18 protein-coding genes and 1 tRNA gene are annotated in these 18,834 nt (G+C 58.5%); 8 read left to right on the top strand and 11 right to left on the bottom strand.

What is annotated here, in order from left to right; translation table 11 throughout:
- Positions 1-27: 27 nt before the first annotated feature.
- Both HMPREF9695_RS06685 and HMPREF9695_RS06680 read right to left on the bottom strand, forming a co-directional pair.
- Positions 28-1,698, bottom strand: a complete 1,671-nt coding sequence (locus HMPREF9695_RS06685) for an arylsulfatase (RefSeq protein WP_006020062.1) — start codon at positions 1,696-1,698, stop codon at positions 28-30.
- A 9-nt stretch (positions 1,699-1,707) separates the two neighbouring features.
- Positions 1,708-2,718, bottom strand: coding sequence for a formylglycine-generating enzyme family protein (locus HMPREF9695_RS06680; RefSeq protein ID WP_006020061.1), 1,011 nt, complete (start codon positions 2,716-2,718; stop codon positions 1,708-1,710).
- Between the two features lie 877 nt (positions 2,719-3,595).
- Between HMPREF9695_RS06680 and HMPREF9695_RS06675 the strand changes: the two genes are divergently transcribed.
- A complete protein-coding gene (locus tag HMPREF9695_RS06675) occupies positions 3,596-4,606 on the top strand; it encodes a SphA family protein (RefSeq protein WP_006020060.1) in 1,011 nt (336 codons plus the stop codon).
- A gap of 6 nt (positions 4,607-4,612) precedes the next feature.
- A complete protein-coding gene (locus tag HMPREF9695_RS26295; protein WP_157223911.1) occupies positions 4,613-4,885 on the top strand; it encodes a hypothetical protein in 273 nt (90 codons plus the stop codon).
- 577 nt (positions 4,886-5,462) lie between these two features.
- Here the strand turns inward: HMPREF9695_RS26295 and HMPREF9695_RS06670 are convergent.
- From HMPREF9695_RS06670 to HMPREF9695_RS06640, 7 genes are all read right to left on the bottom strand, one after another.
- On the bottom strand, positions 5,463-6,176 hold the full coding sequence (locus tag HMPREF9695_RS06670; protein WP_006020059.1) for an ABC transporter ATP-binding protein: 714 nt from the start codon (positions 6,174-6,176) through the stop codon (positions 5,463-5,465).
- Positions 6,169-7,836 (bottom strand): branched-chain amino acid ABC transporter ATP-binding protein/permease, encoded by a 1,668-nt coding sequence (locus tag HMPREF9695_RS06665; RefSeq protein WP_006020058.1) that lies wholly within the window; start codon positions 7,834-7,836, stop codon positions 6,169-6,171. Before HMPREF9695_RS06665 ends, HMPREF9695_RS06670 begins: the two co-directional genes overlap by 8 nt.
- Positions 7,837-7,880: 44 nt before the next feature.
- On the bottom strand, positions 7,881-8,759 hold the full coding sequence (locus tag HMPREF9695_RS06660) for a branched-chain amino acid ABC transporter permease (protein ID WP_006020057.1): 879 nt from the start codon (positions 8,757-8,759) through the stop codon (positions 7,881-7,883).
- A gap of 6 nt (positions 8,760-8,765) precedes the next feature.
- A complete protein-coding gene (locus HMPREF9695_RS06655; protein WP_006020056.1) occupies positions 8,766-9,938 on the bottom strand; it encodes an ABC transporter substrate-binding protein in 1,173 nt (390 codons plus the stop codon).
- Between the two features lie 97 nt (positions 9,939-10,035).
- On the bottom strand, positions 10,036-11,577 hold the full coding sequence (locus HMPREF9695_RS06650; protein WP_006020055.1) for a class I adenylate-forming enzyme family protein: 1,542 nt from the start codon (positions 11,575-11,577) through the stop codon (positions 10,036-10,038).
- Positions 11,578-11,693: 116 nt separating this feature from the next.
- A complete protein-coding gene (locus HMPREF9695_RS25225) occupies positions 11,694-12,140 on the bottom strand; it encodes a MaoC family dehydratase (protein WP_006020054.1) in 447 nt (148 codons plus the stop codon).
- A 15-nt stretch (positions 12,141-12,155) separates the two neighbouring features.
- Positions 12,156-12,716, bottom strand: a complete 561-nt coding sequence (locus tag HMPREF9695_RS06640; RefSeq protein WP_006020053.1) for a MaoC family dehydratase — start codon at positions 12,714-12,716, stop codon at positions 12,156-12,158.
- 101 nt (positions 12,717-12,817) lie between these two features.
- Between HMPREF9695_RS06640 and HMPREF9695_RS06635 the strand changes: the two genes are divergently transcribed.
- Positions 12,818-13,462 carry a TetR/AcrR family transcriptional regulator gene (locus HMPREF9695_RS06635; RefSeq protein WP_006020052.1) on the top strand — a complete coding sequence of 215 codons (645 nt, stop codon included), beginning with the start codon at positions 12,818-12,820 and terminating at the stop codon, positions 13,460-13,462.
- A 280-nt stretch (positions 13,463-13,742) separates the two neighbouring features.
- Here HMPREF9695_RS06635 and HMPREF9695_RS06630 read toward each other — a convergent pair.
- Positions 13,743-13,816: transfer RNA gene (locus HMPREF9695_RS06630), tRNA-Gln, on the bottom strand.
- Positions 13,817-14,246: 430 nt separating this feature from the next.
- On the opposite strand from HMPREF9695_RS06630, the gene HMPREF9695_RS06625 reads away from it, so the two are divergent.
- The 3 genes from HMPREF9695_RS06625 (at position 14,247) to HMPREF9695_RS06615 (ending at position 17,187) form a co-directional block, all read left to right on the top strand.
- The gene (locus tag HMPREF9695_RS06625; RefSeq protein ID WP_006020051.1) at positions 14,247-16,007 is read left to right on the top strand and encodes an ATP-binding protein; all 1,761 of its coding nucleotides are present in this window, start codon (positions 14,247-14,249) and stop codon (positions 16,005-16,007) included.
- 107 nt (positions 16,008-16,114) lie between these two features.
- On the top strand, positions 16,115-16,696 hold the full coding sequence (locus tag HMPREF9695_RS06620; RefSeq protein WP_006020050.1) for a peroxidase-related enzyme: 582 nt from the start codon (positions 16,115-16,117) through the stop codon (positions 16,694-16,696).
- 26 nt (positions 16,697-16,722) lie between these two features.
- On the top strand, positions 16,723-17,187 hold the full coding sequence (locus HMPREF9695_RS06615) for an MgtC/SapB family protein (RefSeq protein WP_041711949.1): 465 nt from the start codon (positions 16,723-16,725) through the stop codon (positions 17,185-17,187).
- A gap of 25 nt (positions 17,188-17,212) precedes the next feature.
- On the opposite strand, the gene HMPREF9695_RS06610 is transcribed toward HMPREF9695_RS06615, so the two are convergent.
- Entirely contained in the window at positions 17,213-17,836 is a 624-nt protein-coding gene (locus HMPREF9695_RS06610; protein ID WP_006020048.1) for a ParB-like protein, read from the bottom strand.
- Between the two features lie 232 nt (positions 17,837-18,068).
- Between HMPREF9695_RS06610 and HMPREF9695_RS06605 the strand changes: the two genes are divergently transcribed.
- Both HMPREF9695_RS06605 and HMPREF9695_RS06600 read left to right on the top strand, forming a co-directional pair.
- Complete coding sequence (locus tag HMPREF9695_RS06605) at positions 18,069-18,383, top strand: hypothetical protein (RefSeq protein WP_006020047.1); 315 nt, start codon at positions 18,069-18,071, stop codon at positions 18,381-18,383.
- A 161-nt stretch (positions 18,384-18,544) separates the two neighbouring features.
- Positions 18,545-18,826, top strand: coding sequence for an acyl carrier protein (locus HMPREF9695_RS06600; protein WP_002711294.1), 282 nt, complete (start codon positions 18,545-18,547; stop codon positions 18,824-18,826).
- Positions 18,827-18,834 lie beyond the last annotated feature (8 nt).

The raw sequence follows: 18,834 nt of genomic DNA, 5'->3' as shown, positions 1-18,834 counted from the left end.
GACACCGGCGTCTCGCCTATGATGCAACTACTTGGCGCCAGCCTTGGCGGCGTTCGCCTTGATTTTTGCCTCGACGTCGCGCGCGACCTGGTCGATCGAGAAGGTCGCCTGCTCCTGGCTCGGCGGATACTCTATGAACGTCTGGAGGAAGACGGCTGCGTGGGAGGTGATCTGAGCCAACAGGAAGTCGTTCCTGACCACCCAATCGAAGTATTGGTCGGAAACGATGTCGGCACGCTCGAACGGGTCCATCCGAAGGTTGAAAAGCTTCGGAATGCGCAGCACCGTGAACGGTTCCTGCCAGACCTGAAAACCGCCCGGATATTTCATTTCGACGAACACGGCCTTCCAGTCGTTGAGCCGATATGCGACCAGGACGCCGTCGTCGTTGAAGTAGGCGAATTCGGTACGCGCGCTCTTTGGCTGCTGGCCGGTTAGATGCGGCAATTGATTGTAGCCATCGAGATGGACCTTGAACGTTTTGCCGCCGACAGGAGCGCCCTTGAGCAGCCGTTCCTTGATATCGGTGTCGCCCGCAGCCGCCAGCAGCGTCGGGAACCAGTCGAGCCCCGAAAACATCTCGGTCGAGATCTCTCCGGCCTTGATCTGACCGGGCCAGCGGATCATCGCCGGCACCCGGAAAGCGCCCTCGAAGTTCGAGTCCTTCTCGTTGCGGAACGGCGACGTCGCAGCATCCGGCCACGACCATCGGTTGGGGCCGTTGTCGGTCGTGTAGATCACGATGGTGTTGGTGGCAATGGCGAGATCGTCGAGCGTCTTGAGGAGCTTTCCCACGTGGCCATCGTGCTCGATCATGCCGTCGGCATACTCATTGCCCGGCATACCGCTTTGGCCCAGCATCGACGGCCGGATGTGCGTGAACAGGTGCATGCGAGTCGCGTTGAACCAGCAGAAGAAGGGGCGATCCGCACGCGCCTGTCGCTGCATGAAATCCACCGCGGCATCTGACGTCTCGTCGTCAATCGTCTCCATCCGCTTTTTCGTCAGAGGTCCGGTATCCTGGACCTTGCCGTCAGCCGAACTCTTGAGAACGCCGCGCGGCTTCTGCTTGAAGAGCGGATCGCTGCCCGGCTTTGGAAAGGTGGGATGTTCAGGCTCTTCCTCTGCATTCAGATGGTAGAGATTGCCAAAGAATTCATCGAAGCCGTGATTGGTCGGCAGATACTCGTCACGATCGCCGAGATGATTCTTGCCGAATTGGCCTGTCGCATAGCCAAGGGGCTTCAGCGCCTGAGCTATCGTGATGTCTCGGTTCTGCAAGCCGACCGTCGCACCGGGTGCTCCGACCTTGGAAAGTCCGGTGCGCTTGCAGGCCTGTCCCGTGATGAAGGCAGAACGACCAGCCGTGCATGAATTCTCCGCATAATAGTCGGTGAACATCATGCCTTCCTTGGCGATACGGTCGATGTTCGGCGTCTTGTAGCCCATCACGCCGAAGGAATAGCAGCTCAGGTTGGTCTGGCCGATGTCGTCGCCGAAGATCACCAGAATGTTTGGCTTTTTGCCGGAGGAGGTTGGCGTCGCGGACGTCGAGGGCGCGGCTTTCTGCGCCTGAGCGACGGCGCCGGATGTCATCGCGGCCGCGGCAATCAGCGAAGACGTGCCGAGAAGCAGATTCCGTCGATCTATCGCTTTATTGTTGTCGGTCGCGGTCGTGTTCTCGAGATCAACGCTCATTCGACACTCCTATGTTTTAGAAGGTGATGGTGAAGGTTGAAGGACAGGCGCTCGAACAACACATCTGAAGCCCACATGGCTGGTCGATGTATCGATTGGTTCGGCATGACGAGCCGCGGGCCGGTAGCGGCGGCAATAGTTCGGGGCGCAGAGGTGCGAACCGCCCTTTAGCACCTTTCGCGGAATGCGGATGCTCGGCTGGCAGGAATCATAGCTCGCGCTTTCCGGACCGCCGCGTGGATTTTCCGGGATGCAGCACGCTTTCGGCGCGTCGGCCTCATGCCCGGCGGACCACCAGTCGGAGGTCCACTCCCAGACATTGCCGATCATGTCGTGGATTCCGTATCCGTTTGCCGGGAATGCCCTTACTGGTGAGGTGCGCTCATAGCCATCCTGGTTGAGATTCTGCAGCGGGAATTCACCCTGCCAAGTATTGGCCATGTGCACTCCGCCGGGAGTGAATTCCTCACCCCAGGCGAACTCGGCGCCATCAAGGCCACCGCGCGCGGCGAACTCCCACTCCGCTTCGGTGGGCAAATCCTTGCCGGCCCATTTTGCGTAAGCCAGCGCATCCGAATATGAAACGTGCACGACAGGATGATTGTCGTGCACGTTGATATTGGTCTTTGGACCGTACGGATGACGCCAGTCGGCGCCCTTCATAAAACTCCACCACCGGCTCCAGTCACGCAAATCCACTGGCGCGCGTGGGGGCGAAAACACCAGCGAACCCGCGTACAGCATATGCGGCAGCGCGCCGGGATAATCTTTTGGATCGGGTGGAATTTCTGCGAGGGTCACATGCCCTGTGGCCTTCACGAACTGCTTGAACTGCCGGTTGGTAACAGGCGTCTTATCCATCCAGAAGCCATCGACAGTGACACGATGGCTTGGCGCTTCTTCCGGATAATGATGGTCGGATCCCATGCGGAAAGTCCCGCCCGGAATCCAGACCATATCCGCCGTTTGCTCATCGTTCGACAGGCCGGGCGACTGATGTTCAACCGATACGACTGACATCGCTTGCCTTTGCCGCTACGGACAGACGTCCCAGAAACCATTGGTTCGGCTTGGATCGGTATAATACCAGCAATAGCCCGGCGCGGGTGGCGCGCCGGCCCACGCCGCCGCCGGCGCTGCCGTGACGTAACCGACAGCTGCACCCGCAACAATTGCTCCTCCGACTGGCCACCAATATCGGGCCGGACGCACCCAAGGCCGAACGGGTCGAACCGGGCGAGCCCAACGTGTCCCGGCGCCATTCCAGCCCGGGCGGACTACAGTACGGCTGCGATAGGCGGCGCCGCCGCGCGGCCCGACCGCTGCGCGGCTTCTCCGAACAACAACCATCTTCTCGACAAGATCGCCTCGATTCGCATCAGGCTGGGAAGAAGAAGTGGCTGCGGGAATTGCATGCGCCGAAGAGCCCGGAAAAGTCAGCGCGCCTGTAGTCAGAGTGGATACACATGCAATGCGGCGAAGGCTCCGCGATGTTTCCGGGCGGCGGCGAAACATAACCAACACTGATTGCATGGCCGAGACCTTCCCCTTCCGGTGCCGCTTGTTGGCGGCGATGGCAGCTCTCTCTGTTAACGCTCCTCGAATGCAGCGAAGCAAACCCGTCCGTTCGTTTGCACCACGGACGATCATAATAGTTGGGGGTAAGAAGTGTAATGCTAGTAGAGGACGTCTTATCTGTAAATGTGCCGCATTAGGGAAGCGTTGCTGTCTTTTTACAAATGTCGAGATTCTCGCCGTCGCAATATCTTGCCTCAATGTTTCGCGATGGCACCACCGGAGACAGATCAGCAAACCGGCTGCATAAATCCGTTGTGCGGGTTTCCCGCTTCTGCATAGACTGCCTCAGTATGCAATCCGGTCGTGGTGGGATTTGGCAATGCGATGCAAATTACACGCATTACTTGGTATCTGCGTCGCGTTGATCTGCGGTCTTGTTGCAACAGAACATGCAAGAGCTGCTGAAGGCGGCGCCAGTGTTTATCTTCTTGGCGCTCGCGGCCCCGGCGCCGGCGTCACCCCGCCGCCGGGTGTTTATTTCGAGGATGATACGTATTTTTATTCGGGCAAGATCGGCGGTGGCCGCGCACTTCCAACCGGCGGCCTGCTTGTTGCAAATGTGAGCGCTCAGAGTTGGTTCAATCTTCCGACGACACTCTGGGTAACGCCTGCGAAGATTCTTGGTGGCGACCTCGCATTCTCGGCAACAATTCCGACCTTCGGCGCCCCGCGCGTCAATGCCGGTTTGCTGGTGAACTCTCCGCGCTTTGGACCGGTCGGTCTTAACGTCACCGATGAAAAGACCAATCTGAGTGATTATCAGCTGGGCTCGTTTCTGGGGTGGCACGCCGGAAATTTTCACTGGCAACTTGGCGTCAGCGGCGTTGTTCCGTCGGGCAGCTACGTCCTGGGGCAACTGTCCAACGCCTCCCTCAATCGCCCCGCGGTCGATGTGTTCGGCACGCTGACATGGCTTGATCCGGCGATCGGACTAGACCTCTCCGCTGCCGCTGGCTTCACCTTCAACCAGCGCAATCGGGCGACCGATTACCAAAGCGGAAACGAGTTTCATCTCGAATGGGCTGCGACCAAATATCTTACCAAGGAATTCACCATCGGCCTTGTCGGCTACTACTATCAGCAGATGACCGCCGACAGCGGAACTGGTGCCACGCTTGGCGCGTTTGAAGGTCGGGTTGTCGCACTTGGCGGCTCGGTCGGATACACGTTCGAGATCGGCAAGATTCCCCTTGCAACCCGGATCAAGGTCTATCGCGAGTTCAGTGCGGTCAACCGGATGGAAGGCACGGCGGGATATTTCTCAATCTCCGTACCGCTGAGCGCCGCGCTGGCGCAGCCTATGCCGTCGCCGATCAAGGCAAGGGACTAGTAAAACTTGGACGCGACTGGTTCACGCCGCTCACGATTTTCCAACCTTGCTGATCTTCATGCTCATGGAACACGGCGTTCGAACATACCGAATGTCGCTAAAGACCTTGAAGCGCATCGAGCGGCGTCGGCTGATCACGCATCACGTCAGCCTGCCCGGATCATGAACGCCGACGATGCGTTCTTCCGTGCCGCCGAGACCGATGCAATGAAGGTGCCGGTTGCATCATCAGGTCAATTTTTCGGTTTGCACTTTTGCAATGCGCGTGTTTCGGCATGACTTAGCGACGCATCAACGCCAATCCGACACTGCGAGTCGGCCGACAGGAAATGGCGTTCGGGTCCCAACGTCTCGTCTCCAATCTAATAATCAGCATGAATCTAATAATGTACGGCAAGCAACATCGTAAGGAACTGCTGTCGCAAGATTGCAACAGCGGTCGGGAATTTTATCAGTTATGTATGACGTGCACGGCCCACCAGAATCCCTCAATCGAGGAAAGTCGGATGACGCCAAGACAAACGGGGCAAACGTGAAGTACGTGCCAAACAATACTTATGCCGACGCGAAGCTCAATATATCGCTTGGTGGGTCACGGCGCTGGCGCGCCGGCATGGCCGTGTACATTGTCTTTCCCCATGGGCGATCGAGAAATCCTCAATAGAATTGCGTCGCTATAACAGCTTGTTGCTGTTGCGACTGCGGACCGGACCCCGCGCGCCGGTTCCATTCAGCTTCGCGTCGATGGAGCGAGCGGGATCGAACTCACGCACTTCCGATCTAACCGGTCTCTTCTAAGATGCTGTTATATTGGGGGGTTGCTCCATATCAGTCCTTGCGACTAACCGGTGCTTAGTTAGCCCTCAAGATATACCCGCATCAGATCAGTATTAGCTCGCAGTTCGGATGCCGATCCTTCAAGTACCACCCGCCCGCGCTGCAGCACATAAGCCCGGTCAGAGATATTAAGCCCCAGCGCCGCGTTCTGTTCGGCGATCAATACCGTCACACCGGATTTCTGCGCCAACTGAACCAAACGCTCCGCGATCTCATCGACAATGCGCGGCGCCAGTCCGAGGGACGGCTCGTCCAAAACGAGCAGACGGGGTGAACTCATCAATGCCCGCCCGATCGCCAGCATCTGCTGTTCGCCGCCGCTTAAGGTTCCGGCGATCTGACAAAACCGATCACCGAGCCGCGGGAACATCGCGACGACGCGGTCAATCGCTGACTGTAACGATGACCCACGCAATTCAGGTTTGGCAAAGGCACCAAGCTCGATGTTCTCGCGAACAGTCATCTCGGAAAAAATACCACGCCCTTCGATCACCAGCGCGAGACCGCGCCGGACCCGCTCCGCCGCATCCAATCGGCAAACATCCTCTCCGCCAAAGCTGATCTCACCCTTTACCTGCTGCACAAGCCCGGTGATCGCATTAACCGCGCTGGATTTCCCCGCTCCGTTCGCGCCGATGAGAACAACGATCTCGCCTGCATTGACGTGAAGATCGAGATGCTCCACCGCAAGGATTGTTCCGTAGCGAACCTGAAGTCCCCGCACCTCAAGCATGGACATCGCTCCTCTCGCCAAGATAGGCGCGCCGGACCTCGGCATCAGCGATCACCTCTGCCGGCTCTCCATCCATGATCGGACTACCGCTGTTCAACACCAGAATGCTGTCAGAAAGCGGAATCACGAGACTCATGATGTGATCGACCAGAACGATGGCACAGCCCCTTTCTTTCTGCTCGCGCAACAATTTAGCCAGTTTTTCAATTTCCGTAGACGACAGACCGGCTCCGGGTTCATCCAGCAATAGAAGAGCAGGACTTGCGGCCAACGCCGTGCCGATCTCGATGAGCTTGCGTTCGTACTGGTTTGCTTCCCCGGGAAAGGCGTGGGCGACGTGCACAAGATCGAGATGGTGCAAGATCGTGCTTGCCTCGGCCTCGTAGCGGGTACCGAGCACCGAAGCCCCCAGCACCATGTTTTCGTAGACCGTCAGCGTCGGGATCAATCGGGCATGCTGGAATGTGCGCCCAAGCCCGAGACGCGCGCGATGATAGGCCGGTGTCTGCTCGACAGGCTGTCCGCCGAGTTTGATCGTGCCGCTGTCCACGGCGATTGCACCCGAGATCAGCGCAAGCGCAGTCGATTTCCCTGCCCCGTTCGGTCCGATGATCGATTTGATCTCACCCGCGCGCACGTCAAAACTCAATCCCTTGACCGCTTGCACACCGCCAAATGCCTTGCCGATATCTCTGACCGCCAGAACCGGCTTGTCGCTCGATTTCGATGGCGGCCCGGCCGGCGCTTCCTCGGGCAAGAAGAACGAGCGTCTGCGCACAAATCCGGCCAGTCCGCTGGGTGCGAACAGCATAATGATGGCCAAGATCGATCCAAAGATCACTGGCTGCCATGTCGCGGCTTCACGCAATAGCTCGGGCATCCAGCCCAGCAGGACGACACCGAGGATACCGCCCCAGATGCGTCCCATCCCGCCCACGACCAGCATAATGACTAGTGTCAGGGAATAGTTGAGGCCGAACGTATCGGGCGCCACGAATTGAACGTTGTGAACGTACAGGCTTCCGCTCAGCGCTGCGATCGTGGCACTCGCGACGAACACCATGACCTTGAGCGAGGTGACGTTGATCCCGCGCGCGGAAGCTGCCGTTTCATCGGCATGGATCGCCCGCAGCTTCAGGCCAAGACGCGAATTGGCGAGATTCCACACAACCAGAAGTACGACGGCGACAACACCGAGAACGAGATAGTAATACACCAAGGGATCGCGCAGGATGTAACCACCGATCTTGAGCCGCGGAATCGAGATGATTCCAGAAGAGCCTCCGCTCCATTGCGATGTCACACGGACAGCCGCGTCGAACATCACCGGAAAACCCAGCGTCGCCATCGCCAGATAGTAGCCGCGCAGTCGAAGCGTCGGGACCGCCACGATCGCTGCCAGCAGGGCTGCAGCAAGCATACCGACGGGCATCGCAGCCCAGCCAGAAAACCCAGCCTTGGTGGTCAGCAGGCCGGACGCATAGGCGCCGATCGCGACAAAGATGCCATGGCCAAGGGAAAGCTGTCCGGCGTATCCGAGCAGAAGATCCAATCCCACGACGACGAGGATATTGAGAAGCAGGAAAGTCCACACGCCCAGGACATAAGGATCCTGCGAAACAAGCGGAACAATCGCAAATAAAGCAAGAATGCCCAGCATGGGCCCCTGCCTCATCGATACAGCCGGCATGAGAGATCGCACCATCATCGGGCCGATCCCGACTCGGCGCGGCCGAACAGGCCCTGCGGCCGGACGAGAAGGATCACCAAAAGCGTGAGGAACGCGTATGCATTCTGCAAGTCCGACGATATCAGGCCGACGCCCAGCCCTTCCAGCAAACCCAGCACGAGCCCGCCGATCACGGCACCGAACGGATTGGCCAATCCGCCGACAATTGCGGCCGTAAAGCCCTTGATAGCGAGAATGACGCCGTTGTCGTAAGACATCATCTGCGAGGGTGTGATCAGCATTCCGGCGAGACCGCCGATGGCGGCGCTGGCCAAATAGGCGAGCAACACCATGCGCCGCGGACGGATGCCAACCGTCCGGGCCGCGCGGCTGTCATTGGCGCATGCACGCATGGCCTTCCCGATCATGGAGCGGAACAGGAAGACCCATAACGCGACGCAGACCAGGGCGGTCATGACCAGAATGGTGATCGTTGCGTAGTTAACGCTCGCGCCGAGCACCTTGATCGCACCTTGCGGATACAGCGCATACGTCTTGTAGTCTGTTCCCCATATCTGATGGGCGAGGCCTTGCAGCGCGATCGCGACGCCGATCGTGGTCATGATGTAAGTCAGTTCATTGCTGCCTTTTCGCGCGGTCGACAGTAGTCCCTGCAACGCTCCGCCCATGACGATGCTGGCGGCAAGCGATAGTGGCAGGGCGACAGACGCGGGAATGTCGAACAAGGTCAGCGACACAGTCGCGAGTCCGCCGTAAACGACGAACTCGCCCTGTGCGAAATTGATGACCTTGCTCGTGCTGTAGATCAGGCTGAAGCCGACGCCGATCAGTCCATACACCGCACCGATGGCAAGTCCTCCGGCGAGGAACTGCGGAATCGCGCCCCAATCCATGATGGCTTACTTCTCGTAATCGGCAAGACGCCAGCCGTCCTTGTCAGCGATCATCATCACCAGCGCGTCGCTCTTCAGTCCACCGTGGTCCTGAGAGGTGAAGTTGAAGACCCCGGTCACGCCGACATAATTATTCACCTTGTTCTCGAGCCAATCGCGAATCTGGGCGCGCTCGCCGCTGGTTTCCCGGATCGCCTGCAGGACCATATTGGCGGAGTCATACGCGACGCCCGCAAACATGTCCGGCGCGATACCGAACTTTGCCTTGTATTTAGTGACGAAGGATTCAGAAACCTTCTTCTGCGGGTGCGAGCCCGGCAACTCGCTCCACACCAGAACAGGCGCACCGACAATCGGCTGCCCTATCACCGCGTCACCAACGGCATTCCGGAATGCGCTGTTGGCCTGGCCATGCCCGGAGATGATCGGAGTAGCCAGTTCAAGTTCGCGCGCATTCTTGTAGACGATGGCCGAAGGCGCGCCGAGGCCATGCATGAAGATCGCATCGACGCCAGCCGATTTCAGCTTGGCAAGCTGCGGCTTCAGATCGGTCGAATTGGCTGGGAACGATTCCTCGCGATCGAGAGAAACGCCAGCGCTCTTGACAAGTTTGCGCATGTTGTCGCGCCCATCCTCGCCATAGGCATCGGCGGAATAGAGAATGCCCAGCTTCTTCCATCCTGCGCGGCGCGCGTAATCGAGCACCTTGGCCACCGAGAGATCGCCACCCTGTCCCGGACGGAACACCCACTTGCGCTCGGCAACCGGCTCGATCACGCCGACGCCGGACACCGGGCACAACATTGCAACTTCCGCTTCGGTGACAATCGGAACGGCTGCCATCGCGCCACCGGTCCGGCTTGGCCCGACGATTGCGAGGACCTTTGCCTGATTGATCAGCTTGCGCGCGGCAAGCACCGTATCGGTCTCCGTGCTCTTGCTGTCTTCAAAAACGAGTTCGACCTTGCTGCCGCGGATGCCGCCGGCCTGATTGGCTTCTTCCACCGCAAGCATGACGGCGTTGTGTTCCGGCTTTCCGAGGAAGGATGCGCCGCCGGTGACATCGAGCATTGCTCCGATTTTATAAGTTTGCTGAGCGCCAGCGGGCTGCGCGACCACCGCAATCGCGGCCGCGGCGACGGCTAGCATGTAAGTGCGAAGATAGTTGGCTGACCTCATATGACGTTCCTCTCTCGCATTGTGATGTTTTTGGTTTCTTCTGATTCTTTCGACACGATGCCGGCCTTGTCCGAAATCGTTTGGTCAGACGGTCAGGTCAGACCTGAACCTCCTGCTTGTCCCAGTAAGGCTGGCGCACGTCGCGCCTCAGGATTTTTCCGAAGGACGACATCGGAAGCTGATCGCGGAAATCAATCTTCCTGGGGACCTTGAAATTCGAAAGAGCTTCCTTGCAGTGCGCGATCAGCTCCGCCTCGGTTGCGGAGTGCCCCTGCTTGAGCACGACAGCCGCGACGACAATCTCTCCCCATTTCGGGTCCGGCGCGCCGACGACGGCGACCATGTTCACCGCCGGGTGCTTGTACAGAACATCCTCGATGTCATTCGGGAAGATGTTCTCGCCACCGCTGATGATCATGTCCTTCTTGCGATCCACGATGTAGAGATACCCCTCTTCATCGAATCGGCCCATGTCGCCCAGCGTGAAGAAGCTGCCGCTGCGAGCGCTGGCGGTCGCCTCCGGATTGTTGTAATATTCCCGGATCAGCGTGGCCCCGCCGATATGAATTTCGCCGACTTCGCCTTGCGGCACGACCTTTCCGTTCTCGTCCCTCAATTCGACAAACATGCCGATCACCGGACGTCCGACCGACCTCACCTTTCGGGACTGATCTTGATGAGGAAGGTTGGTAACCAGACCGACTTCCGTGCCGCCATAAAATTCGTTGAGGCCCGCATGAGGGAAGCGCTTGAGGATGGCCTCCTTGGTATGAGTCTGCAGCGGAGACCCGCCACTGATGACAATGCGTAGCGATCCGAGATCAAACTCGTTGATCTCGTCACTCGTCATCATCGCAGCCCACATGGTCGGCACCATGAAAGCCCAGGTCGCCTTGTAGCGATCTATCATGCTGAACACATTCGCCGGCGTGGTATCGCTGGTGACGATAACCGTTCCCCCGCAAAATAACTGAAGCAGTGAAAACAGTGCAGGCGCTTCATGGAAAAGCGGCGCGGCCACAAACTCGCGATCATTCGCCGTGATGCCGTAGATCGTGGCCATCCGGCGCAGGCAATCCGCAAATGCGCGGTGCGGATTGACGCATCCCTTCGGGAAGCCGGTCGTCCCTGATGTATAGCCCTGGAAATAGCAAGCCTCGAGATCGGCTGGAACGTCAGGGACCACCTCGGCGCCCGCTTCTATCAATCCTTCGTAAGAATAGACACCCTCACCGCCGGGTCCGTCGGAAACGATGTGGCGATCACCAATCGAGGGGAGCTTGCTGCGTAACGAGCTGACCGTGTCACCAAACGCAGCGTCGTACACAAGCGCACTCGCACCGGAGTGGTTGACGACATATTCGATCTCGCTTGCGACAAAGCGGAAATTGAGCGGCACAACAGCCACGCCCATCAGGGCCGCCGCCTGATAAAGTTCAAGATAGCGGCTGCCGTTTTGCATTAGCAGCGCAACACGATCACCCGGCTTGATTCCAATCCCGGAGAGAGAGTTCGCCAGACGGCGCACCCGCGACCACAGTTGTTCGTATGTCTGAGACCCCAGACTAGATATAATGGCTGTCTTCCGTGGCGTGTACGTCGCAAACCAATGCAACGCATCCCCGATACGGCTCGGCATGGCGCTCTCCCTGTCGCTCGTTTATTCTTCGAACGATCGTACGTTTGATTATTTTATTCAATGAAGCAGCACGTCGCAGGGCGGGGCCGGAAATTCCGGCCCCGTGTTTTCTTGAATCAATCCGGAAGGTTGTAGCCGACCTCGGCAAATCCAATCAGATCGCCGGTGGAATCCTTGCCTTCGACCAGCACCTGAACCCAGTTCTTGCCGGGACCATTGAAGTGCTTCTGCTTGACCTTGGCCGTCGCGGTGACCGTTTCACCCACCTTCACCGGCTTGGTGAACTTGGCATCGACGTAGCGGATGGAGCCACCGTTCTTTCCGATCACGCCCCATGCCCGCGTCACTACCGATGCGAGGGTGGACATGGTCATCATGCCGTGCCCGACGGTGATCGGCATTCCGAAAACCTGGGCGCGCGCCGCCCATTCCTCGTTGGTATGGACAGGGTTCATATCCAGCGATGCGAGCGCGTAGTGATCGATGGCGGACTGAGCATAAGACTGAGCGACGCCCGGAAACGCGTAGCCGGTGTCGATCTCGCCGAAGGTTGGATTGGACATTGAAAAACTCCTCGATCAGGCGTTTGCGAAGCGGGCGACATCCGCCTGCGTTTCGGGAAGAATCAGCGAGCACCACCAGCGCGCCTTAAGCACGCCCTTCTCATTGTGGAAGTCGAGCAGCATCTGCAGGTAAGGCTTGCCGCGCTGAACGAATTTCTGGGAAGTGGTCACTGTCGTTGTAATAACCTCGCCGTACTTGAACGGCTCGATGATCTCAATTCGCTGCTGGGGGTTGCGTGCGCCGGGGGTCCGGATCCAGGTGCCGATGCCCTTTTCACCGAGACTGTAAAAGGCAATCGTGGTGACAAAGATCGGGTGCTGCAACAGCTCGCCGGTCGGCGAGTTCTTGCGGGCATAGTCGGGATCGACCATCAGCGGATCGGTTTCGCCGCATGCCTTGTTGTAGTCGAGGATATCTTCCTCGGTGATAACGAAAGTGCGCTGGGCGGGACCGGATTGGCCAACGGTGGCGTCTGCCCAGGTCTCATAGTCTTCCCAACCGGTCATGAAATCTTTGGGAAAGTGCCGCTGCTTCTCGGTTGTGACGAATTTATCTAGACGTGCGGGGACGGCCATGGCTTCCTCATCTGGAGTTAACTGTTATTATCTAACGACTGTTAGAATATTTATTACCGAACGATCGTTAGAAAATCAAGCGCTGCGAAAAGAGGTCCTCCATGGCATCGACGACACTGGCTAAGGCAAAAAAAGCCAAATCGGGCAACAAGATGCCAGGTGAAAAGCAGAAGCTGACAAAGGGTGAGCAGGCGCGGGAACGAATAATTTCTGTCGCCGAAGCGCTCTTTAACAAGCAGGGATTCGACGGAGCATCGATGCGTGACATTGCGGCCGCCGCCGAAATGCAGCCCGCATCGATGTATTATCACTTCGACTCCAAGGAGGAGTTGCTCTGGGCCGTCTGGGAGAAAGGCGGGGTCGAACTGCTCAACCGCGTGACCGATGCGATCGCGCTCAAAACCGATCCATGGCAGCGGATGGAAACAGCGTGCATTGCGCATATTACCGGGTTGCTCGACTGGCGGCGTGCAAACCAGGTCTTGTTCGTAATGCCTCCCTGGCACTACCCGGAAAGCATCAAGGCTAGGGTCATTTCCCTGCGCGATGAATATGAAAAGATCTTCACGGGTCTGATCGAGGAGCTCCCGCTGCGCCCCAAGGTCGATAAGCGTTATCTCCGCCTCACCTTGATCGGGGCCCTCTCCTGGTCATTGTTCTGGTACAAGAAGGATCGCGACACACCGGCATCGATCGCAAAGCAGATTTTGGTCATGCTCCGAACCGGTGTTGATAAACCTACGTAAGTCACTACGAGATGGAACGACACCAATCGATCAGATCAGTTGCTAAGTGGCGACGCCCGAACCACTGCATGGACGTCACGCAGTGGTTTTATTCTTCTGTCTCTGGAACGAGACTCTAGAAAACGGGAATTCTTCAATGGTTGGCCAGAGAATACCGACCAATTTGGGAAGGTGACGGTTTCTATTCCGGTCTCTGGAGAGACACAGTGGGTTTAAAAAGCCCTCTATTGGCGGGCCTTTCTCTCACAAAAGAAAGAAATTCTCCGAAACCCGGAACGTTTGGCTGGGGAACTAGGATTCGAACCTAGACAAACAGAGTCAGAGTCTGTTGTGCTACCGTTACACCATTCCCCAATCGATCGCGGACCAGATCATTACGCGCGGTCCGGCGCCGGCGGATCGTTGTCCAAATCAGCAAATCGATATCGCGCGCTGGATATAAAGCGGTGCTGCGCCGCGGTCTACCCCTGCCTTGCCCTATCCCCTGATCGCGCTCTCGAAATGAGGCTGCCCGAGTTTGCGGGCATCTCCGCGAACCATCCATTAATCCAAGGTAAACAAAGACTTAACGTCAACGGAAGGCGGCTAGCAGGTCCGATTTGTCAGGATGAAAATACCCCTTGTTCTACGGGACTTTAACTCGCCGACGGATTTCACCGGTTGTAACGCCGCGCCGGGGACCACTTTGGGGAGCGCGACAAACTCCAGGACCGTTTAACAGTTCCTGCAACAAGCCTTTGTACGATCGGGGAAATTCAGACCATCAGACGGGCTAGATCTCTCTATGTTGACTTCACCGCAGCCAGCCTCGCTCGGGCGCGTCATTTCGGTACGCGGCTCGCAGGCGCGCGTCGGCCTGATGGCGACCAGCCAGATCAATGACGCCAATGTACGCGCCACCGTTGGCCAGTTTTTCGGTATCCGGACCGCGACCACCATCATCGTCGCGATGATTACCGAGGTCAGCCGCGAAAACCTGCCCGCGACCGACAATTACATCGCGATCGCCTCGGTCGACCTGCTGGGGGAAATCGCCACCGGCCCGTCCGGCCGCTTCCAGCGCGGTGTCACCAGTTATCCGACCATCGGCGATCTGGTGGACGTGCTGACCAACCAGCAATTGCGAACCGTCTACGCGCCTTCAAAAGCCGAGCAGATCAACGTCGGCACGCTGCAACAGGATCCGTCCGTCATCGCCTATGTCGATGTCGAGGACATGCTGAGCAAGCATTTTGCGGTGCTGGGCTCCACCGGCGTCGGCAAATCCAGCGGCGTTTCGCTGCTGCTGAACGAGATTTTGCGCGTAAGGCCCAATCTGCGCGTGCTCCTGCTCGACGTGCATAACGAATACGGCCGGTGCTTCGGCGACAAGGCGCTCGTGCTCAATCCCCGAAATCTGAAGCTGCCATTCTGGCTGTTCAATTTCGAGGAGTTCGTCGACGTCATCTTCGGCGGACGCCCCAGCGTTCCAGAAGAACTCGAAGTTCTCATCGAACTTATTCCGGTGGCAAAGACGACGTACACGCAATACCAAAACACGGATCGCCTTGGCCTGAAACGCGTCGACGCCAAGACCGTCGGCTACACGGCCGATACGCCGGTACCATATCGTTTGGTCGATCTGATTTCGCTGATCGACGAGCGCATGGGCAAACTGGAAAACCGCTCCTCCCGTATCGTCTATCACAAGCTGATTACGCGTATCGAAACCGTCAAGAACGATCCGCGTTACGCCTTCATGTTCGAGAACGCCAACGTCGGCGGCGACACGATGGCGGAGGTCATCAGCCTCCTGTTCCGCATGCCTGCGAATGGCCGCCCGATGACGGTGATGCAGCTCGCGGGCTTCCCGGCAGAAGTCGTGGATTCTGTCGTGTCCGTGCTGTGCCGGATGGCGTTCGATTTCGGATTATGGAGCGATGGCGCGTCACCGATGCTGTTCGTTTGCGAAGAAGCACATCGCTATGCATCCGCGGATCGCGGCGTAGGTTTCGGACCGACACGCAAGGCCGTGTCACGTATTGCGAAAGAAGGCCGCAAATACGGCGTCTATCTCGCGCTGGTCACGCAGCGCCCCGCCGAACTCGACGCAACAATCATCTCCCAGTGCAACACGCTGTTTGCGATGCGGCTTGCAAACGAGCGTGACCAGATGCTGTTGCGCTCCGCAGTTTCCGATGCCGCCGCAAACCTTCTGTCGTTCGTGCCCTCGCTCGGAACGCGCGAAGTGCTGGCGTTCGGCGAAGGCGTAGCTCTCCCGACCCGGCTGCGCTTCAAGGAGGTTCCGGCGCATCAATTGCCGCGCAGCGAAGCGACCATTGCGACCACGCCTTCGGCACTCAGTGGCCACGACATCACCTTTGTCGGTTCTGTGCTGGAGCGCTGGCGCGGCGCGACATCCCATCGCGAAACGCCGAACGATCCGATATTCGACCGGGGCATCGCGGAGCGTCCCGTTCCCCGCGTGCCGGAAGCGCCGATGCTGCAACCCTCGCTCGGTCTCGATCCCGATCGTTTCTCACTGCTGAAGAAGCCCCTGCGCTGATCGCGGCCCTCTGCGGGAGAGCCGTGCACAGCCTCAGCTTTGCGCGGGGGCTGTCCTCGACTATGGTTGGTACAGACGGTCTCCTCCCCTCCTCATCGGACCCTGACATGAGCACGCCTCCCATCAGCCGCTTCCCCGTTCCTGCCCTGAATTCGTTGCCCGACGACATTCGAACGCGCATTCTCGGCGTGCAGGAGAAGTCTGGCTTTGTACCGAACGTGTTTCTCGCGCTGGCCTATCGTCCGGACGAATTCCGGGCCTTCTTCGCCTACAACGATGCGGTGATGGAAAAGGACGGCGGCCTGAGCAAGGCCGAGCGCGAAATGATCGTGGTTGCGACCAGCGCCGCCAATCAGTGCCATTACTGTGTCGTCTCGCACGGCGCCGTGCTGCGCATCCGCGCCAAGAATCCGCTGATCGCGGACCAGATCGCCAACAACTACCGCAAGGCCGACATCACGCCGCGGCAGCGCGCCATGCTGGATTTCGCGGTCAAGGTTTGCCTGGAATCGCAAAGGGCATCGGCGCATGATTTCGAGGTGCTGCACGGCCACGGTTTCAGCGACGACGATATCTGGGACATTGCGGCGATTGCAGCGTTCTTTGCACTGTCAAATCGCATGGCAAGCGTGACCGACATGCGGCCCAACGACGAATTCTATATGATGGGCCGCGTACCGAAGGCGTAACGTGTTTGTTTGGAAAGGCGACTGCGTTGCTTGACTGGTGGGACATCATTCTGCGGCTCGGGGTCGCGACCGTCGCCTCCGGGATCATCGGCCTTAACCGCGACCTGCATGGAAAGCCGATTGGCCTTCGCACGCTGAGTCTGGTGGGTCTCGCCACCGCAACGGTCGTCCTGCTTGCCAATCCGGAAGCCCTGGAAGCCGGCCGGCTCTCCGATGCAACCAGTCGCGTCATCCAGGGGCTGCTCACCGGCATCGGCTTTCTGGGCGCAGGGGTTATCGTTCACAGCGAGCAGGCAAAGGTAAGAGGCCTGACCAGCGCAGCCTGCGTGTGGTTCACGGCCTGTATTGGAATCGTGTGCGGTCTCGGACAATGGCGGCTGGTGACAATCGCCCTTGCGATAGCGCTCATCGTCCTCGCGTTTGGCGGCCCCTTCGAGCGCTCGCTCCATCGTGCTTTCCGCGGCAGCCCTGACGAACCGCCGCCGAACTAACAACGGGATTTCATTGAGCGCCGGCCTAGTCGTCGCTCGCCGGCCCGCACCATCCGGGCAGATAGATCGCGTCCTTGCTCTTGCCCAGCGACAGCGCCTGCTCGATTGCCTTTGCAAAATCATTATCGACCGTCTTGCGCGACATTCTCCGGCGCAGGAAGTCCGCCCACAGGAACTCGCTGAATGGCGTTGTATCCTTTGCAAAGCCACCGGCCCGGCGCAATTCACCTGCCAGACTTCGGAATGGATCATTCTTCAACCCGGTCACATCTTTCGGCAAATCCCTGTAGTTACGGCGCTCGCCCTTAACATCATAAGGATAAACCCACCGGTGATTGTCGAGCACGATCCAGAACGCTTTCGGATCGACCATCGTCAGGTCAGCGACCACCGAGACGAGGACTTCTTTTTCACCTTCCTCATGAAGCGCGCGTGCCAGGTGGTGATGGTCGATCACATAGTTTCGCTTGTCGGGCCCGACTACGACCGGGATCATGTGGCGCCCCAGAAGCTCGGCCTTCTTCTTCGATTTGTGAGCGCGCCATCGCTTGCGCTTCTCGCCGACCTCCCGCATGCCGACAGTCATCTGGGTCGGCCGCAGGGACAGAATTGAAACGGGCTCAAGGATCGGTTCGCGTTTGTTGGCCATTGGACGGCACTCCGGTGGAAGTTCCCAGACCTTAGCCAACCCCGCGCAGAGAAGCGCGGCCGATAACATCACTTTCAAGGCATTATTTTACAGGCCACGAACGTGTTTCGAGCCGATGCTCGGCTGGATCGATTCCGGCCTATTCTTTTCGGCATCACAGGAATACCTTCTTCGCGGAAGATATAGTTGCGCGACCGACTTAGGATGGCTTTGCTGATTTGGACTGTCTTTCATGACTGACGGCGATCATCGCGTGCTGAAATTCCGCCCGCGCACACGGGCACGGTCCCCGACGGTAAATCGGGCCGACAAACTTGCGCCCGACCTGTCCCGCTACGAACGGGCGAACGAAAGTCCCGACGACTATCGTCATCGCATGATCGCGAATGCCGCTGCCATTGCCTTTACGGCAGCGCTGACGGGGGCCGGCATGTGGCTCGCCATGACCCTTGCCGATCTCCGGAACACGCAGGACTGCGTCCTGATGGGCCGACGGGATTGCGCGCACATTTCAGCACAGAAAACCGATCCGATTCGCCACAACTAGGGTCGAAAACGGGTCATTTCGCTGTCACGTTGCGCCATTGAACTCGGATCATGGCTCCGATATACGGGGTTTAACCCGTCCAAAGGGGCTTGTGGCACGGTTTCGAGCCCAGCGCCCCATGCCAGAAATGGCATTTACCTCAAAAATCTCAAAGGTTTAGCATGTCGTCTACATTCGATCAGGTCGCCACGATCATTGCGGAAACGTGCGACATTCCTCGCGACACGATCACCCCGGAAAGCCACGCGATCGACGATCTGGGCATCGACAGCCTCGACTTCCTCGACATCGCCTTCGCCATCGACAAGGCGTTCGGCATCAAGCTGCCGCTGGAGAAGTGGACGCAGGAGGTCAACGACGGTAAGGCCACGACCGAGCAGTACTTTGTCCTGAAGAACCTCAGCGCGCGCATCGACGAACTGGTCGCCGCCAAGGGCGCCTGACGCCCCTG

This window comes from Afipia broomeae ATCC 49717, from assembly GCF_000314675.2.
GTDB lineage: Bacteria > Pseudomonadota > Alphaproteobacteria > Rhizobiales > Xanthobacteraceae > Afipia > Afipia broomeae.
The sequence above is the reverse complement of the archived record's forward strand: the minus strand, read 5'-3'. Positions and strand labels throughout refer to the sequence as shown.

Coding starts and splice junctions, on each gene's coding strand:
- HMPREF9695_RS06610 (WP_006020048.1), bottom strand. CDS start 17,836: ATGGCCAACAAACGCGAACCGATCCTTGAGCCCGTTTCAATTCTGTCC.
- HMPREF9695_RS06660 (WP_006020057.1), bottom strand. CDS start 8,759: ATGGATTGGGGCGCGATTCCGCAGTTCCTCGCCGGAGGACTTGCCATC.
- HMPREF9695_RS06640 (WP_006020053.1), bottom strand. CDS start 12,716: ATGGCCGTCCCCGCACGTCTAGATAAATTCGTCACAACCGAGAAGCAG.
- HMPREF9695_RS06650 (WP_006020055.1), bottom strand. CDS start 11,577: ATGCCGAGCCGTATCGGGGATGCGTTGCATTGGTTTGCGACGTACACG.
- HMPREF9695_RS06605 (WP_006020047.1), top strand. CDS start 18,069: ATGACTGACGGCGATCATCGCGTGCTGAAATTCCGCCCGCGCACACGG.
- HMPREF9695_RS06655 (WP_006020056.1), bottom strand. CDS start 9,938: ATGAGGTCAGCCAACTATCTTCGCACTTACATGCTAGCCGTCGCCGCG.
- HMPREF9695_RS25225 (WP_006020054.1), bottom strand. CDS start 12,140: ATGTCCAATCCAACCTTCGGCGAGATCGACACCGGCTACGCGTTTCCG.
- HMPREF9695_RS06675 (WP_006020060.1), top strand. CDS start 3,596: ATGCGATGCAAATTACACGCATTACTTGGTATCTGCGTCGCGTTGATC.
- HMPREF9695_RS06600 (WP_002711294.1), top strand. CDS start 18,545: ATGTCGTCTACATTCGATCAGGTCGCCACGATCATTGCGGAAACGTGC.
- HMPREF9695_RS06635 (WP_006020052.1), top strand. CDS start 12,818: ATGGCATCGACGACACTGGCTAAGGCAAAAAAAGCCAAATCGGGCAAC.
- HMPREF9695_RS06670 (WP_006020059.1), bottom strand. CDS start 6,176: ATGCTTGAGGTGCGGGGACTTCAGGTTCGCTACGGAACAATCCTTGCG.
- HMPREF9695_RS06665 (WP_006020058.1), bottom strand. CDS start 7,836: ATGCTGGGCATTCTTGCTTTATTTGCGATTGTTCCGCTTGTTTCGCAG.
- HMPREF9695_RS06680 (WP_006020061.1), bottom strand. CDS start 2,718: ATGTCAGTCGTATCGGTTGAACATCAGTCGCCCGGCCTGTCGAACGAT.
- HMPREF9695_RS06625 (WP_006020051.1), top strand. CDS start 14,247: ATGTTGACTTCACCGCAGCCAGCCTCGCTCGGGCGCGTCATTTCGGTA.
- HMPREF9695_RS06620 (WP_006020050.1), top strand. CDS start 16,115: ATGAGCACGCCTCCCATCAGCCGCTTCCCCGTTCCTGCCCTGAATTCG.
- HMPREF9695_RS06685 (WP_006020062.1), bottom strand. CDS start 1,698: ATGAGCGTTGATCTCGAGAACACGACCGCGACCGACAACAATAAAGCG.